This window comes from Dietzia sp. oral taxon 368 (assembly GCF_002999155.1).
GTDB lineage: Bacteria > Actinomycetota > Actinomycetes > Mycobacteriales > Mycobacteriaceae > Dietzia > Dietzia cinnamea.
Genome location: NZ_CP027238.1, coordinates 1,116,640 through 1,132,371, shown reverse-complemented (window position 1 = coordinate 1,132,371; position 15,732 = coordinate 1,116,640). Strand labels below are relative to the sequence as shown.

Annotated in this window: 13 protein-coding genes; 7 read left to right on the top strand and 6 right to left on the bottom strand. The window is 70.8% G+C overall.

All coding sequences use genetic code 11. The annotated features are described in order from the left end of the window. Positions 1-66: 66 nt before the first annotated feature. Positions 67-1,335, top strand: coding sequence for an alpha/beta hydrolase family protein (locus C3V38_RS05425; protein ID WP_061916173.1), 1,269 nt, complete (start codon positions 67-69; stop codon positions 1,333-1,335). Positions 1,336-1,501: 166 nt separating this feature from the next. Here C3V38_RS05425 and C3V38_RS05420 read toward each other — a convergent pair whose 3' ends face one another. Then, the gene (locus C3V38_RS05420; RefSeq protein WP_061228154.1) at positions 1,502-2,734 is read right to left on the bottom strand and encodes a pyridoxal phosphate-dependent aminotransferase; all 1,233 of its coding nucleotides are present in this window, start codon (positions 2,732-2,734) and stop codon (positions 1,502-1,504) included. 96 nt (positions 2,735-2,830) lie between these two features. Between C3V38_RS05420 and C3V38_RS05415 the strand changes: the two genes are divergently transcribed. From C3V38_RS05415 to C3V38_RS05400, 4 genes are all read left to right on the top strand, one after another. After that, entirely contained in the window at positions 2,831-4,261 is a 1,431-nt protein-coding gene (locus tag C3V38_RS05415; protein WP_061228155.1) for a PLP-dependent aminotransferase family protein, read from the top strand. A gap of 99 nt (positions 4,262-4,360) precedes the next feature. Continuing rightward, positions 4,361-5,821: an FAD-dependent oxidoreductase gene (locus C3V38_RS05410; protein WP_061228156.1), complete on the top strand. Its 1,461-nt coding sequence runs from the start codon at positions 4,361-4,363 to the stop codon at positions 5,819-5,821. Further along, positions 5,818-6,597: a Crp/Fnr family transcriptional regulator gene (locus C3V38_RS05405; RefSeq protein WP_254426087.1), complete on the top strand. Its 780-nt coding sequence runs from the start codon at positions 5,818-5,820 to the stop codon at positions 6,595-6,597. The genes C3V38_RS05410 and C3V38_RS05405 overlap by 4 nt, the downstream gene beginning before the upstream one ends. Before the next feature lie 133 nt (positions 6,598-6,730). Continuing rightward, positions 6,731-7,132: a cupin domain-containing protein gene (locus tag C3V38_RS05400; protein WP_061228157.1), complete on the top strand. Its 402-nt coding sequence runs from the start codon at positions 6,731-6,733 to the stop codon at positions 7,130-7,132. Positions 7,133-7,198: 66 nt separating this feature from the next. On the opposite strand, the gene C3V38_RS05395 is transcribed toward C3V38_RS05400, so the two are convergent. From C3V38_RS05395 to C3V38_RS05385, 3 genes are all read right to left on the bottom strand, one after another. Then, positions 7,199-9,148 carry a cation-translocating P-type ATPase gene (locus tag C3V38_RS05395; protein ID WP_061228158.1) on the bottom strand — a complete coding sequence of 650 codons (1,950 nt, stop codon included), beginning with the start codon at positions 9,146-9,148 and terminating at the stop codon, positions 7,199-7,201. 134 nt (positions 9,149-9,282) lie between these two features. After that, positions 9,283-10,596, bottom strand: coding sequence for an ISL3 family transposase (locus C3V38_RS05390; protein ID WP_106385225.1), 1,314 nt, complete (start codon positions 10,594-10,596; stop codon positions 9,283-9,285). A 253-nt stretch (positions 10,597-10,849) separates the two neighbouring features. Beyond that, entirely contained in the window at positions 10,850-11,083 is a 234-nt protein-coding gene (locus tag C3V38_RS05385) for a heavy-metal-associated domain-containing protein (RefSeq protein ID WP_007633765.1), read from the bottom strand. A 194-nt stretch (positions 11,084-11,277) separates the two neighbouring features. On the opposite strand from C3V38_RS05385, the gene C3V38_RS05380 reads away from it, so the two are divergent. Both C3V38_RS05380 and C3V38_RS05375 read left to right on the top strand, forming a co-directional pair. Beyond that, on the top strand, positions 11,278-11,871 hold the full coding sequence (locus C3V38_RS05380) for a class I SAM-dependent methyltransferase (RefSeq protein WP_061228159.1): 594 nt from the start codon (positions 11,278-11,280) through the stop codon (positions 11,869-11,871). Positions 11,872-11,939: 68 nt separating this feature from the next. Beyond that, a complete protein-coding gene (locus tag C3V38_RS05375; RefSeq protein WP_061228160.1) occupies positions 11,940-13,196 on the top strand; it encodes a glutaminase in 1,257 nt (418 codons plus the stop codon). Positions 13,197-13,391: 195 nt separating this feature from the next. Here the strand turns inward: C3V38_RS05375 and C3V38_RS05370 are convergent, their stop codons facing one another. Further along, the gene (locus C3V38_RS05370) at positions 13,392-14,321 is read right to left on the bottom strand and encodes a patatin-like phospholipase family protein (protein ID WP_061228161.1); all 930 of its coding nucleotides are present in this window, start codon (positions 14,319-14,321) and stop codon (positions 13,392-13,394) included. A 184-nt stretch (positions 14,322-14,505) separates the two neighbouring features. Further along, complete coding sequence (locus tag C3V38_RS17350) at positions 14,506-15,732, bottom strand: alpha/beta hydrolase (protein ID WP_061916170.1); 1,227 nt, start codon at positions 15,730-15,732, stop codon at positions 14,506-14,508.

Sequence of the window (15,732 nt, the reverse complement as noted above, 5' to 3'; positions counted from 1 at the left end):
GTTAACACCCCGAACTCAGTCGGGATTAAGGTTCCTCAGACACTTCTCATCACTCTTTGGAGCCACATGTCTTCCGGACTCCGTCGCGTCGCCGCTGTCACAGCCGGCGCACTCGCCGTCGCGCTGACCATCGGGTCGGCCTCTCCCGCTCTCGCCCAGACCGCGAGTATCGATCCCTCCACGCTCGGCCAGGACGATCTCGAGTCGATCATCGACGCCGTCGGCTCGGTGCCGCTCGGCTCCACCGCCGGACTCATCGGCTCGGTCGGCTCTGCCGACATCCCGCTCGACGCGGGATCGACCGAGAAGGTGGGGACGCCGACCCCGGTCGACCCCTCGATCACGAAGACCGAGTTCCGCGGCGTCGAGCGGTACCGGAAGGACGAGGCGGGCAACGCGCGGGCCTACGAGTACTGGACCGTCGCCTCGAAGGCCATGCAGCGCGAGATCACCGTCGAGGTCGTCCCGTCGCGTGGTGAGGGCGCCGCGCCGGTCCTCTACATGCTCGACGGGGTCGGGGCGCCGATCGCCAGCACCGGGTGGGCTCACCAGGCGGAGATCGCCGACCGTCTCAGAGACGAGAACGTGCACGTGGTGAACCCGGCGGGCGCCTACGCGTCGTACTACACCGACTGGGAGGAGACGGACCCGACGCTCGGCCACAACAAGTGGGAGACGTTCCTCACCGAGGAGCTCCCCGCCGTCGTCGAGCAGCAGCTCGACACGACCGCCAAGGCCGCCGTCGGGGGCATCTCGATGGGCGGCCAGGCCGCGATGCACCTCGCCGCCGCGCACCCCGATGTCTACGACGCCGTGATGTCCTTCAGCGGCTTCTACTCCACGATGGACCAGCTCGGATACCAGACCGTGCGTCTGAGCGTGGAGACCCGCGGCGGCGATGTCGAGAACATGTGGGGCCCGCACCGCAGCAAGCGGTGGGCGGAGAATGACACCATCTCCCACCCGGAGGGCCTGCGCGGCAAGGCCGTCTACTTCTCGGCCGGCAACGCCGAGATCGGTGAGGCCGACCTCAAGCAGTACGGCGCGAACTACCAGAGCCTGCTCATCGGCCTGGTGCTGGAGAAGGGCGTGTACGAGAACTCCAAGGCGTTCGAGAAGGCCCTCGATCGCGCCGGCGTCGAGCACAGAGTGGACTTCTCCGACACGGGCCTGCACAACTGGCCGAACTTCCTCAAGAACTTCGACTCCGGTTGGGACCACATCAAGCCCGCCCTGTACGGCGGTGATGTCGAGTCCGGAACGGGGACCCCGGGTACCTCCGGTTCCGTGGGCTCGGCCGGGTCGTCGGGCTCGTCGAGCTCGTCCGGTTCCTGACCGACCGCTTCCGCGCGCGTGTAACCCCGGGCGTGTAACCCCGGGCGTGTAACCCATCGAGAAGACAGTTCCGCACACCGCCTCTCGGCCGATACGCGCTGAACTGTCTTCTCGATGAGGGCGGGGCCGTGCGGCCGCGGCGGTGGGCGGCGCTGAACCCGGCCCCTCACGACACCGCGACCGTCAGCCTGCTCTCCAGATGGCGGGCGATCGCGCCGACCGCGCGCTCCAGCACACCGGCTTCGGGCAGACAGACGATCCGGAAGTGATCGGGGTCCGGCCAGTTGAAGCCCGTGCCGTGTGTCACGAGGACGTGTTCCGAGCGCAACAGGTCGAGAACGAACTCCTCGTCGTCGTCGATCCCGTACATCTCCCGGTCGATCCGCGGGAAGCAGTACAACGCTCCGCGCGGCGCCACGCAGCTCACGCCGGGGATCGCGTTGAGCCTCTCCGCGGTGAGGGCCAGCTGCCGCTCGATCCGGCCGTCGGGGTCCACGACCTCCGGTCCCCACGGGGAGTCCTCGGCCAGGGCGACAGGGATCGCGAACTGGCCGGGCACGCCGGGGCAGACCCGCATGTTCGACAGCAGCGTCAGCCCCTCGAGTAGGTCGGTGGCGCGGTCGAGCGGCCCGGTCGCCACCACCCAGCCGGCGCGGTACCCGCACACCCGGTACGCCTTGGACAGTCCGCCGAAAGTCAGGCACAGCACGTCGTCGCCGGCCGCGAGCGCGGCGTGGTGGTGCACGGCATCACCGAAGACCAGCTTCTCGTAGATCTCGTCGGACAGCAGCACCAGTCCGTGCCGGCGGGCGATGTCGGCCATCCCGCGGACGGTCTCTTCGCTGTACACCGCGCCGGTCGGGTTGTTGGGGTTGATCATCACCAGCGCGGTGGTGCGCGGGGTGATGCGGGACTCGATGTCCTCGAGGGACGGGTTCCAGCCGTTCGCCTCGTCGGCGAGGTAGTGCACGGGCATCCCGCCGGTGAGGTTCACCGCGCCGGTCCAGGTGGGGTAGTCGGGTGCGGGGACGAGGATCTCGTCGCCGGGGTCGACCATCGCCTGCAGGACGAGGGTGATGAGCTCGCTGACTCCGTTACCGCAGAACACGTCCGCCGGCGAGACCCCGCGGACGCCGCAGCGGCGGTAGTAGTCCGCGACGGCCTCGCGGGCCGCCGGGATGCCGCGCGAGTCGGAGTACGCCTGCCCGTCCTCGAGGCCTCGGGCGACGGCGTCCACCAGCTCGGGCCGGGCGTCCAGGCCGAACGGGCGCATGTTGCCGAGGTTGAGCCGGAGGACGTCGTGCCCCTCGGCCTCGAGGCGCATCGCCTCGGTGAGGATGGGGCCGCGCACGTCGTACCGGACGTCGCGGAGTCGGCGGGACTGGCGGTAGGTCTGCATAGCCCCCATTCCAGCCCGGAAGTGGCGCGGGCAGAAGATCCACTTAGCACATTTCCGCGGGACCACTTCTCGCCTGCCTCGCCTAGGCTGAAGCGCATGGCCCGTCCCACCCGCCCCGTCTCGCTCGTCGTGGGCGAGGTGGTCGGCGCGGCCGACCTCGTGGACGGGATCATCGACCGGATCGCGGAGGGGGCGCTGGCCGACGGCGACCGCCTGCCCTCGACCCGCGCGCTCGCCGAGCAGACCGGGCTCTCGCGCGGCACGGTGGTCCGGGCGTTCGACGAGCTCGCGGCGGCCGGTTTCGTCGAGTCCGCGCACGGGTCGGGGACCCGTGTCAGCGCCGGTGCCGGGCTGGCCGCGCGGGCGGGCGCGCGCACCCGGGGGCACGCCGACCCCGTCGCGTCGTCGGCCCCCGAGCCCCGCCGGGGCCGCTCGCCGCGGGACCTCCGGCCCGGCATCCCGGACGCCACCCTCGTGGATCAGCGCGCGTGGCGGGCCGCGGTGCGGGCGGCCGCCGCGCAGGGGCTGGCCGGCCTCAACCCGTGGGAGGAACCGAGCCCGTCCCTGCGGGCCGCGCTCGCCGGGCACCTGCGTCGTCACCGCGGCATCGCGGGCGCGGAGCCCCTGCTGTTCGACAGCTCGCGCTCGGCGATCGCGGCCCTGTGCGCGGCGTTCACCGCCGCGGGCCCCGACCGGCCACCCGCGGTGTTCCATATGGAGGACCCCGGTTACCGCGGCGCGCGACTGATGGCCCGCGAGCAGGGCCTCGAGGCGCGCCTGCACCCCGCCGAGCCGGGCGGCCTCGACGCCGCGCGTCTGGGCGCCGAGCGCGCGATCGTGTTCACCACGCCCGCGCACCAGTTCCCCCTCGGGCACCGCATGAGCGTGGACCGGCGGGTCGCGCTGGTGGAGTGGGCGCGCAGGACAGGGTCGCTGGTGATCGAGGACGACTACGACGGCGAGTTCCGCTACGGCGTCGCCCCCCTGCCGGCGCTGGTCACGCTGCCCGGCGCGGCGGATCACGTGGCGTACGTGGGCACCTCGTCCAAGTCGGTGGCGCCGGATCTGCGTGTGGCGTGGTGTCTGCCGCCCGCGTCGTTGTGGCGTGAGGTCGAGCGATGGCTGGTGGTCCACCGCCGGGGCCCGTCGTCGTTGCCGGCCGAGGCGCTCGCGGCGTTCCTGGAGTCGGGGGCGATGGACCGGCACCTGGCCCGCGCCGCGCGGGTCTACGCCGACCGCCGGAGCCGCCTGGTGGCGGCGCTCGCGCGCGAGTGTCCGGGCCCGGAAGTGACGGGTGTCGAGGCGGGCCTGCACCTGTGCGTGGTGCTGCCCGGATATGACGACGACGAGGTGGTCCGTGCCCTCGAGGAGACGGGGTGGCGCACCCGCTCGCTCAGCGGGCAGGCGGAGAGCCACGCGGTGGCGGGGCTGGTGCTGAGCTACTCGAGGCTCGCTGCGCGGGACGCGGCCGAGTTCGCGTCGGACCTGCGGCGGGTGCTCGAGAGGCTCGGTTCCGGTTACTCCTGAGGCCCGTACCCGCGCCCACCGAGCGGGTGCGGGTACATACGGCCTGTCTTACAGTGAGCGCCAGCGACATCCGCGGCGAGAGCTCAGAGGAGACGCACCATGGGCACATCATTCTGGCGACGCACGACGATCGACCCCCCGGCGACGGAGTTCCCCGAGGACGAGCACGTGGACCTGGTGATCGCCGGCGCGGGGTTCACCGGCCTCATCACCGCCCTCATGGCGGCCGCGCGAGGCAAGTCCGTCGTGGTCCTGGAGGCGCACACCGTCGGCGCCGGGGCGAGCGGCGCGACCACGGCCAAGGTCTCGGTCCTGCAGGGCACGCGACTGTCGACGCTGCGGTCGAGGCACGGGCTCGAGACCGCCCGTCATTACGCCGAGGCCCATCAGTACGGGCTGGACTGGTGGGCGGAGTTCTGCGAGACGCACGGTGTGCCCGCCCAGCGCAGGCCCGCGCTCAGCTACTCGCGCGGCGCCCTGGGGACGGCATCGTTGCGCAAAGAGAAGCAGACGATGGACGACCTCGGTATTCCCGCCCGGTGGTACGATCGACTGGATGTCCCGTTCCCCGCTCGATCGGCGGTGGAACTGCCCGACCAGCTGCAGATCGATCCCGTCCAGGCGCTGGCCGCGCTCGTCGAGGCCGTGGACGCGCTCGGGGTGCGCATCGTCGAGCAGTCCCGCGTCACCAAGGTGACCCCGCGCGGCGACGGCGCCGACGCCCATGCCGAGGTACGCAGTGACCGCGGGATCCTCACCGCGCGTGACGTGCTCCTGGCGACGTCCGGGCCGTCACTGGACCGCGGCCCGACGGTGGCGACCATGGAGGCCGAACGCTCGTACCTATGCGCTTTCGAGTACGACGGCGGACTGCCGGAGGGCATGTACGGCTCGGTGGAGACGCCGGTGCGCTCGCTGCGGACCGTGCCGACCGAGAACGGGGAGGTACTCTTCGTGGGCGGCAACGGCCACCGCACCGGAACCGTCGCCCCGACCGGATCCAAGATCGAGTCACTGCGGGAATACGCGGAGAAGTACTTCCCCGGTGCGCGGATGACCCACGGGTGGTCCGCGCAGGACTTCCACCCGGTCGAGATGGTCCCCAGGTCGGGACCGCTCCCGTGGGGGAGGGGCCGCGTGCACTACGCCGGTGGCTACAGCAAGTGGGGGGTCAGCGGGTCCGCCGCGGCGGCCGGGATCATGGTCGACCGGCTGGAAGGGCTCGACCCACGCGTGTCGTTCGGCAAGCCGACGCTGACCGGCGTGATCAAGACCGCGCCGTCGATGTACGCCGACCTGCCCGTCCACATGGCCGCCGCCGCGGCGAAGTCGGTGGTCCGGCGCCCGCGGCCGAGCGTCCGACCGAGGGGCGAGGCGACGGCCGACGACGGCGAGAGGTGCACTGTCGGCCTGCTGTGCCCGCACATGGGCGCCGTGCTCAGCTGGAACGACGTCGAGCGCTCGTGGGACTGCCCCTGGCACGGGTCCCGCTTCTCGGCATGTGGTGAGCTCATCGAGGGCCCCGCCACGAGCAACCTGAAGCGCCACGATACGACGTGACGGCGATCCCCGGACGCCGCCGGACACCGCTGCGACCGACCTGCGCACAACCTCACGCCTGCTCGATCGACGTGCGGCTCGCGGTCCTGCACCGCACTCCGTTTTTCGCCGACCTCGACGCCGACGGGATCGCTGAGGTGGACCGGCGGGCGGTGTCCCTGTCGTGGGGCTCCGGCGACGCCGTGTATACCGAGGGCGAGCGCTCCGGCTACCTCTACGTCATCGCCCACGGTCGCGCCAAAGCGTACCGGAACTCCGAGGACGGCAGGACCGTCGTCGTCGACCTGCTCGCACCGGGTGATTTCGCCGGTGGTGTCGACTCGCTCGGCACGCCGCGGTACGGCGAGACGGTCGAGGCGATCGACACACTGTGCGCGCTGCGGATCAGCGCCGAGGACTTCCGCGACCTCCTCACCCGATTCCCGCAGGTGGCGCTGCGCGTCGTCGACCACCTCACGGGGCTGCTCGAGGACGCGCGGACCACGGTGACGCACCACGCCACCCGTACCGTGTCGCAGCGGGTGGCCGGGACACTCCTGCGTGTCGCCGACAAGTTCGGTGAGGCCCGCTCCGGGTTCGGCGACGGCCGCGCGGCGGGAACGCTGCTGGAGCTACCGCTGACGCGATCCGACCTGGCAGGGATGACCGGGTCCACACCCGAGTCGGTGTCACGGGTGATGAGCAGGCTCCGGCGGGAGGGGATCATCGATTCCGGTCGCCGCTGGACCGCCGTGCTCGACCGCGAGCGACTGGCCGAGATCGCCAAGCCGCGCTGAGCGCCCGCGAGCGTTCGCGGGGCGTTGCACAGCCTGTCCTTGGTTGAAAGTGGCCCGGGAGTGACCGAAACTCGGGAGGACAACATCGGCCGCCGGCCACAGTGTGTACCCGCCTACGGAAGCAGGAATATCGATGAGCCCCACTGACCAGGGTCCGAACCCGTTCGTCGTCGACATCGAGGAGGCCACCCTCGCCAACGACAACTACCGGACCACCCTGTGGACGGGATCGCACATGCAGCTCACCGTGATGAGCATCCGCCCCGGGGACGACATCGGTCTCGAGGTCCACGACGACCACGACCAGTTCCTCCGCGTCGAGGCCGGCACGGGTCGGGTCGAGATGGGGCCGGCGAAGGACCAGCTCGACTTCGTCCGCGAGGTCTCCGACGACTGGGTCATCCTCGTGCCCGCCGGGAGCTGGCACAACGTCACCAACATCGGTGATGACGACCTCAAGGTGTACTCGCTGTACGGCCCGCCCGAGCACGAGCACGGCACCGTTCATCAGACCAAGGCGGACGACGACCACTGATCTGACGAGACACCGCGGGCCCGGTCCGGTCGATCTTCCGGTGCGGGCCCGCGATGTGGTGTCAGGTCAGGCCGAGACCGCCTCGCGGTGCCGCCCCCGGCGATCCGGGTCGGCGACGGTGCGGTGGACGTCGACCCGCCGACGCAGGAGACGCATCGCGTTGACGATGACCACCAGGACGGACGCCTCGTGAACGAGCATTCCGATCGACATGGTGACCCCTCCGGCGAAGACACCTGCCAGCAGCGCGGCCACGGTGATCATCGCGACCGCGATGTTCTGACGCATCACCGACACGGTGCGCTTCGCCAGACCGACGGCCTCCGGCAGCTTGAGCAGGTCGTCACCCATGAGTGCGATATCCGCGGTCTCCACCGCCACGGCTGACCCGGCGGCGCCCATCGCGACACCGATGTCCGCGGTGGCCAGCGCGGGAGCGTCGTTGACACCGTCGCCGACCATGGCCACGGTGTGGCCCGCCCGCTGCAGCTCGGTGACCGCGTGCAGCTTGTCCTCCGGCAGCAGCCCCGCCCGGACCTCGTCCACCCCGGTGGCCGCGCCGACCGCCTCCGCGACCAGCGGGACGTCACCGGTGAGCATGATGACCTTCTCGACACCGGAACCGTGGAGCCGGGCGATCATCTCGGCCGCATCGGCACGGACGGTGTCGGCCACCGCGATGACGCCGGCCACCTCGTCGTCGACGGCGATGATCATGGGGGTCTTGCCGTCGCGGGCGAAGTCGTCGGCCGCCCGTGCCGCGCCGCCGTCGTCGGCGATCCCGAACTCGTCCAGCAGCGCCTGGTTGCCGATCAGGACGCGATGCCCGTCCACCTGCGCGGTCAGACCCTTGCCCGCGATAGGCCGGACCGATTCGGGAGTGTCGTAGGCGACCCCCTCGGCCGAGGCCGCCTCGAGGATCGGCCGGGCCAGCGGGTGTTCGGAGCCCGCCTCGCCGCCTGCCGCCAGGGCCAGCACGTCGGCGCGGGACCTGTCAGGGGCCAGCACGAGGACGTCGGTCAGTTCGGGTCGTCCCTCGGTGAGGGTTCCGGTCTTGTCCACCGCGACGACGTCGATCTTCGCGGAGGTCTCCAGGTACTCCCCGCCCTTGATGAGGATGCCGTTGCGGGCCGCCCTGCCGATGCCGGCGACGATCGCGACCGGGATCGAGATGACCAGCGCACCGGGGCAGCCGATCACCAGCAGGGTCAGCGCCAGCACCACATCGCCGCTGATCAGGCCGGCGACCAGCGCCAGGACCATGATGCCCGGGGTGTACCACGCGGAGAAGCGGTCGATGAAACTCTGGGTACGCGCCTTGGCGTCCTGCGCCTCCTCGACGCGGTGGATGATCCGCGCCAGGGTGGTGTCGGCACCGATGCCGGTCGCCAGGACGTGGAGGAATCCCCCGCGCGACACGGTGCCGGCGAACACCTGGTCGCCCTCGGACTTCTCCACGGGAATCGACTCGCCGGTGATCGAGGCCTCGTCGAGCGCACCGGAACCGGCCACGACCTGGCCGTCGACGGGGACCTTGGCGCCGTTCTTGACCAGTACGATCTCACCCTCGCGGACCTGGCCGGCCGGGACCTCCACCTGTTCGCCGTCACGCATCACCACCGCGACGTCCGGTGCCACGGCAACCAGCTCGGCCAGCGCGGAGCGGGTCTTGTTGAGGGTGGCCGACTCGAGGGCGTGACCGATCGCGAACAGGAAGGTGACCGCGGCCGCCTCCCAGTAGTTGCCGATGATGATCGCGCCGATCCCCGCGACCGACACCAGCAGATCGATGCCGATGTGGCGGATGAGCAGGGCATCGACCGCCTTCTTGACGATGGGGGCTCCCGCGACGACAGCGGCGGCGAGCATCAACACGTCGGCGAGGACCGCGTTGTCCTCGAGCCCGCGGAAGTCCGAGCCGGCCACACCGGATGCGATGAAGGATCCGATGATGAGCAGCCCCGACAGGATCGGGACGAACCAACGCCCGTATATCCATTTACGGATGGTATTCATGACCTACTCCTCGATATCCGGGTCCAAATTTCGGTGCGGTGTTTCCGACACATCTCCTCGACCCGTCGGAATTACCATAAGAGCGTTCCGGTGAAGCGACCATGACGGTGATCAATTAACCGGCCCTTCCGGATTTAGAGTGCGTTGATCCGGTCCTGGAGCTGTCCGGAGTGGATCAGTGACCGCAAGATGTAGTGCTTGAGGTTGCGGAAACCTAGGGCGATTCCGCGGAGGTGCTCGAGGCGTCCGTTGATGGCCTCGACGGGGCCGTTGGAGGCGCCCACGTCGAAGTAGGCAAGGATCTCGCGGTGCCGCTTCCACAATGAGCGGCCGAGCTGCGCGAGCTCCGGGAGTTCGGTGGGCACCCCGGCCCGGATGGAACGCAGAAGCTTGTACATCGCGACCTTGCCCTCCCGCTTGCCCGAGGCCTCGTAGGCGGCGATGAGCCGCTGGTAGACGCTGTAGGTGACCTCCACCGCCGCGTGTGCATCGTCGGCGGTGAACGCCTTGAACAGGCGGACCTTCTGCTTGTCGGTCAGCAGCTCAGCGCGGGTGCGCAGGGTGCGGCGGATGCCGTACAGCGGATCTCCCGTGCGGCCCCGGTGCCCGGTGGTGGCCTGCTGGATGCGTTGGCGGCACACGGTGAGCTTGTCGGCGGCCAGGTGCACGACGTGGAAGGGGTCCATCACGGTGCGTGCTTCGGGGACGGCTTTGGCTGCGGCCGAGTGATAGCCGGCGAACCCATCCATCGTGACAACCTTGACTCGGTCTCGAAACACCTGGTCACGGGCGTCGAGCCACTCGGTGAGCACCTTCGCCGAACGCCCCGGGACCATGTCCAACAGGCGAGACGGGCCGGTGCCGTCCACGACCGGGGTCAGGTCGACCAGGACAGTGACGAACGAACTGCTGCCATCGCCGCGCACGTGCTTCCACTTGTGCTCATCGACACCGAGAACGCGGACGCCATCGAAGTGTCCGGGCTGCTCGTAGACCATCGTGCGAACCTCCGAGACCGCCAGGTCATTGACCAAATCCCACCCCAGCCCGAGGGCCTTGGCCACCGCGGACACGCTGGTGCGGTCGATCGCCAGACGCTGCAGGATCCAGCGGCTGCAGCGACGAGTGGTCTTGGCCCTCGGCTCAGCCAGATCCCGCATCCGCTGCTGGAAGATGCGCGTCTCGCATTCGATGTTGTCGCAGGTGAAGCGCGGTACCCGCACGTGCAGTCTGGTCGGGTGCCCGACGATCGGTAGATCCGTGACCTTCCGCTGGACGTGGTCTCGCAGGCGCCCCGCCATCCCGCACTCGGCGCAGATCGGGTCGAGTGTGACCGGGGAGCAGAACAGGTGCGTGAACTCGTCAGCCACAGCGGCGTCGGTGATCGTCACCCCGAGCTCGACGGTGCGGCAGATGGTGTCGGCAAGCAGGCTGGCGGTAGCGTTCAAAGCGGGTCCTGGGGTGTTCGATGCGTGGCGTGAGAACCTGCATCTTCACACGCCCCAGGACCCCTACATCTTGTGTCTCACCGCATCACCGGCGAACCCCAGCTACGCACTCCGGATCCGGAAGAGCCAATTAACCGCACGATCGGATACGGCAGGCCCGGCGGTGGGGGAATGTCCGGAAAACGCGGCTCCGCCGTCCCGGGCGAATCGGCGCGCGGGACGGCGGAGGGCAGGTGAAGGGTCACCGGTCCGGTCAGAAGGCGCTGGGACGTGCCCTGTAACCGGCCTTCGCCACGGCGGCCACGAGGTCATCGACGCTGGACACCCCCGGGTCGTGGTCGACCTCGATCCGCGAGGAGGCGAAGTGCACCTCCACCTTCTCGACACCCTCGAGTCGACCGACCTGCTTCTCGATCTTGGCCACACAGGACGGGCAGGAGAACCCCTCCGCGCGCAGGATGCTGTGAATGACATTCTTTACGGCCATGACGTTGTCCTTTCCTCTCGGTCCCGGTCGACACCCGCTGCCGAGTAATTCCCACGATAGAGACGGGCCGCTGCCGGAACATTGACGCGGATCACTTATCCGCACAATTCTTTCCGGTCGTGTCGCGCGGACTATTTCGAGGCGTGGTCCGCGTTGATCGACATGAGATCAAAGGAAAAGGGGGGATCAGGAACATGACATATGAGGACATCCCGAGCGCGTACGTGGCGCGGGCGGAGGTGCTGGCGGGCGTGCTGGGCAGGGAGGTCGCCCCGGACGATCCCGACCGCGAGGTCATCGAGGCGTGGGCGGGTGGTGTCCCCGGGCGCATCCTCGACGTCGGCTCGGGCACGGGACGGTGGGCCGGGCACCTGGCGGCGCTGGGGCACACGGTGGACGGGATCGAACCCTCCGGCCCGTTCGTCGACATGGCCCGGGAGAGCTTTCCGACCGTGGCGTTCCGGCACGGCGCGATCTCTGATCTGGACGGGACGCAGGAGCGCTGGGCCGGCCTGTTGGCCTGGTACTCGCTCATCCACATGGATGGACAGGAGCTCCCCGTGGCGCTGGCGACCCTCCACCGGGTTCTCGAGGCGGGCGGGCAGCTGCTCCTGTCGTTCTTCACCGGACCCTGTCACGGTCCGTTCGCCCACCCGGCGGCCACGGCCTACCTCTGGCCGATGGACTGCATGGTCACCGCTCTGGAGCGCGCGGGCTTCAGGGTGACGGGCCGGCGTACGCAGCCGGGTGCGCCGCACGCCGTCGTGACCGCGCGGTCCGCCGCCTGACGGGCATCGCAGGCCCCGCGCCCGGGACTGATCGGCCCCCGCGCGGACGGTCATGACACTCTGGTGGCGTGAAGACACCGGTACCTGATTATCTGCTCGAGATCCGCGACGCCTGCTCGGACGGCGGGGAGGGCCGGCTCGCGGACTACATCCCCGAACTCGCGGCCGTGGACCCGGACCGGTTCGCGGTGGCCGCCTGCATGATAGACGGGGTCGTCTACACAGCCGGCGACGCCGACGCGGAGTTCACGATCCAGTCGATGAGCAAGCCGTTCGTCTACGCGCTGGCCCTGCGCGACCGCGGGATCGAGGCTGTCCTGGAGAAGGTCGAGGTGGAGCCGTCCGGCGACGCGTTCAACCAGATCTCCCTCAACCGGGGCACCGGCCGGCCGCGCAACCCGATGATCAACATCGGGGCGATCGCCACGCACACGCTCGTCGGCCCGCCCGGCGCCTCGGAGGACGAGCGCAACACGGTCATCGCGGACGGGTTGTCGGCATTCGCGGGTCGGCGGCTCGAGGTCGACGGCGCCGTGTGCGAGTCCGAGCTGCGCACCGCGTTCCGCAACCGCGCGATGGCCAACCTGGTCCGCGCCGGCGGGATCATCGACGGCGATCCCGACGAGGCCTTGCGCGGATACACGCGGCAGTGCGCCTACCGGGTTACGGTGCGGGACCTCGCCGTCATGGCCGTCACGCTGGCCACCGGCGGCGTCAACCCGGTCACGCGCGAGCGGGTGGTGTCGGCACCGGTCGTGCGGCAGGTCCTCGCGGTGATGACGACGTGCGGGATGTACGACGCCGCCGGCGACTGGATGTCCACGGTGGGGATTCCGGCCAAGAGCGGGGTGTCCGGAGGGATCCTCGGCGCGCTGCCCGGTCAGGTGGGGCTGGGGGTGTTCTCGCCGCGGCTCGACGAGCACGGGCACAGCGTCGAGGGCGTACGCGCCTTTGAGCGGCTGTCGCGGGAGCTCGAGCTCCATCTGATGAACACCACGGTCACCGAGGTCGAGGCCGTGCGATCCGTGCGGTTCGACGAGATCTCCGGGCGCCGGACGTTCCGCCTGCAGGGCCCCATGACCTTCGCCAGTGCCGAGCAGGTGCTGCGGCGCCTGGCCGAGATCCCCGAGGGGCCGGAGGAGGTGACGCTCGACCTCAGCCGCGTGTCCTCGGTCAACGCGAGCGCCCGGCGGATGTTGCTCGAGGCGATGCGGCGGTTGGCCGATGACGGGCACACCGTGGGCCTGGCCGACCCGAGCCGGCGCCTGCCGGAGCCGGACCTCGGCGACGGGACCCGCCCGGTCACGCGCCGCGCGGCGCGCTGACTGTCCCCGTGGTGCTCACCCGCCGTTGAGCCCGCTGACCGGGGCGAACTCGTGCCCCTCGCCGCCGGCGCGCGATGTTCCAACGTCCCGTAGCGACTAGCGATCACCAGGGGGTCGTGACGCGGACGCGGTCGGGGGATAGAGGGTGACAGCCGACGTCGAGAGGTCCAGTCGCATATCGCTGAGTCGGCTCAGTCACACCCCGGCCCCGTTGGCGGCGAGCGCCGACCGGACTGTCGCGGGAGCGGTGGTCATGGAGTGCTCGAACGCCTGCGTGCGGCGCGCGCCGTTCATGAAATGCGCGCTCAGGCCGGCGAGATCGGCGGGGGTCGGCAGGATCGGCACGACGGTCGTGCCGCGGGCGCGGACCGTGTCGATCTCGGCGTGCAGGACGGTCGACATCGGGCGGCGGATCATCCGGTACTCGAGCGAGCCACCGGGGCCGGGGATGCGGACGCCCGGTGCCGACGCCATCGGGGCGATGACGTAGATGAGGTCCACCTCCTCCGGACCGATGAGGTCGACCGAGGCGGTCGAGCCCATCCCGCCGTCGACGAAGATGCGGTCCCCGATCGGCACCGGCGGCATCCAGCCGGGTGTCGCCCAGGACGCGCGCAGCGCCTCGCCGACGGTCGCGTGAGGCGACCCGGGTGCGCCGAACACGACCCGCTCCCCGGCGCGGACGTCGTAGGCCACCATCCGGGCCGCGGGGTGGGGGAGCCAGGCGCCGACCTCGAACTGCTCGGCGAGTCGCTGCAGCCACCGCGCGTCCGCGCGTCCCGTGGGGGCGATGCCGGTGAGGCCCGCCAGCCCGGTGCGCTTGCGCAGGAGGCCCGGGTTGAGCAACGGAAGCCGCGGCAGCGGCGGCACGCTGGGCGGAGTGGAGGCGATGTGGTCCCGCAGCCTCGGGTCGGTGGCCCGGCCGTACTGCATGTCGACCAGTTCGGAGACGGAGACGCCGCCGGCGAGCATGGTGACGAGTTCGGCGCCCGCGGAGGTGCCGAGCATGACGTCGGCCTCACGCGGGTCGAAACCGGTCTGCTCGCCCAGGGCGTGCATGGCCGCGATCGCCCAGGCGGCCCCGATGGTGCCGCCGCAGCCGAGCACGATCGCCGTCCTGCTCATGCGTCGGACTCCTGAGGTCTGCGACTCACGTCCGCGCCCACCATTCGTCGCGCTCGGCGCCGGTGACCTCGCGCGCGGTGTAGTCGCCGACCCGCGGGGGTTCGTATCGTCCCGTCAGCGGCATGGAGTCTCCTCGGATCGGCGATGTCCTGACCGTGAGTGGAACCTTACGCGGCCGGAGCACTCAGGCGTAACGGTCCGTGAACCGGGCGACCGCGTCGACCACCGCGAGGTACCGCGGCGAGCACACCACGTCGAAGCCGTGCTGCGCGCCCGGCAGTTCGGCGTAGATCACCGGGTTCGGCGACCCCGCGCGCAGGTGCCGTACGAGCCGCCGCGAGCCCTTGACCGGCGTGTACGTATCCAGCGTGCCGTGGATGATCGCCACCGGCGGCGCCCCGGACGCCGGATGCCGCACCGGGTCCGAGACGTCCCTGGTCGCACTGCCCAGCCGGCCGTAGTACCCGTAGAGCCCGACCGCCGCGGCCAGCGTGGTGTCGACGTGCTCGAACCCGGGCTGGAACCGGGGATCGTTCGCGGTCAGCGCGGTCATCATCGCGATGTGGGCGCCTGCCGAACTGCCCGCGACGACGATCGGCGCATCGGCCGGGATGCCGTGCGACGGCCCCTCGACGCGGATCCAGTAGAGCAGCCGCTTGATGTCCACCAGGTGCTGCGGGAAGCCCGCCTCGGGGGTGGGCGACAGGGTGTAGGTCGCGCTGATGGCGGCCCAACCGCGACGCGCGTGGTCGAACAGCATCGCGCGGGACTCGCGGCTCGGTGCGCCCGCGCGGAAGTGACCGCCGTGGATGTGGACGAGCACGCCGCGGACCCCGCCCACACCCGCGCCGAACTCACCCGCACGGGACCCGGCCCCGCCGTCGCCACCAGGGCGGAGGTCTGCACGGGTGTAGAGATCGAATCGGTTCGCCACGGGGTCCGGACCGTAGACCATGCCCCGGCGGGCCCGCACCCCGTGCGGAGGCAGCGGCCACGGACGGGCCAGCACCGTCGGCCAGGGCGTGCGGTGGGGTGGGGTGGAGCTCGTCGTCGTCGCCGTCTCGCGGCCCTCCGAGCCGTTCCGCGGCGCCCCCTCCCGCAGCGCCCGGTCCAGGGCGGGCCGCGCGGCGAGGTGGCGCGCGAGCACAAGCCCGAGCCCCGCGCAGGTCAGCGCGGCCATCCCCGCGCCCACCCCGTCGGACGGTCGGCGCTCTCGGCGGCTCAGCGCGGTGGCGGTGGCCGCGCCGACGAGCGCGCCGATGTGCAGCGGCACCTCGAGCGCCGGCAGGCTCACCACCCACCCTGCGGTGGCGGCGGCGAACGGCCGACGGATCGGGCGCAGGGCCAGCGCCGTGGACACCGCGGCGGGCGCGACGAGCGCGGGCAGCGGGACGCGGATGGGTCGTGGCAC

Coding starts and splice junctions, on each gene's coding strand:
- C3V38_RS05425 (WP_061916173.1), top strand. CDS start 67: ATGTCTTCCGGACTCCGTCGCGTCGCCGCTGTCACAGCCGGCGCACTC.
- C3V38_RS05420 (WP_061228154.1), bottom strand. CDS start 2,734: ATGCAGACCTACCGCCAGTCCCGCCGACTCCGCGACGTCCGGTACGAC.
- C3V38_RS05415 (WP_061228155.1), top strand. CDS start 2,831: ATGGCCCGTCCCACCCGCCCCGTCTCGCTCGTCGTGGGCGAGGTGGTC.
- C3V38_RS05410 (WP_061228156.1), top strand. CDS start 4,361: ATGGGCACATCATTCTGGCGACGCACGACGATCGACCCCCCGGCGACG.
- C3V38_RS05400 (WP_061228157.1), top strand. CDS start 6,731: ATGAGCCCCACTGACCAGGGTCCGAACCCGTTCGTCGTCGACATCGAG.
- C3V38_RS05395 (WP_061228158.1), bottom strand. CDS start 9,148: ATGAATACCATCCGTAAATGGATATACGGGCGTTGGTTCGTCCCGATC.
- C3V38_RS05385 (WP_007633765.1), bottom strand. CDS start 11,083: ATGGCCGTAAAGAATGTCATTCACAGCATCCTGCGCGCGGAGGGGTTC.
- C3V38_RS05380 (WP_061228159.1), top strand. CDS start 11,278: ATGACATATGAGGACATCCCGAGCGCGTACGTGGCGCGGGCGGAGGTG.
- C3V38_RS05370 (WP_061228161.1), bottom strand. CDS start 14,321: ATGAGCAGGACGGCGATCGTGCTCGGCTGCGGCGGCACCATCGGGGCC.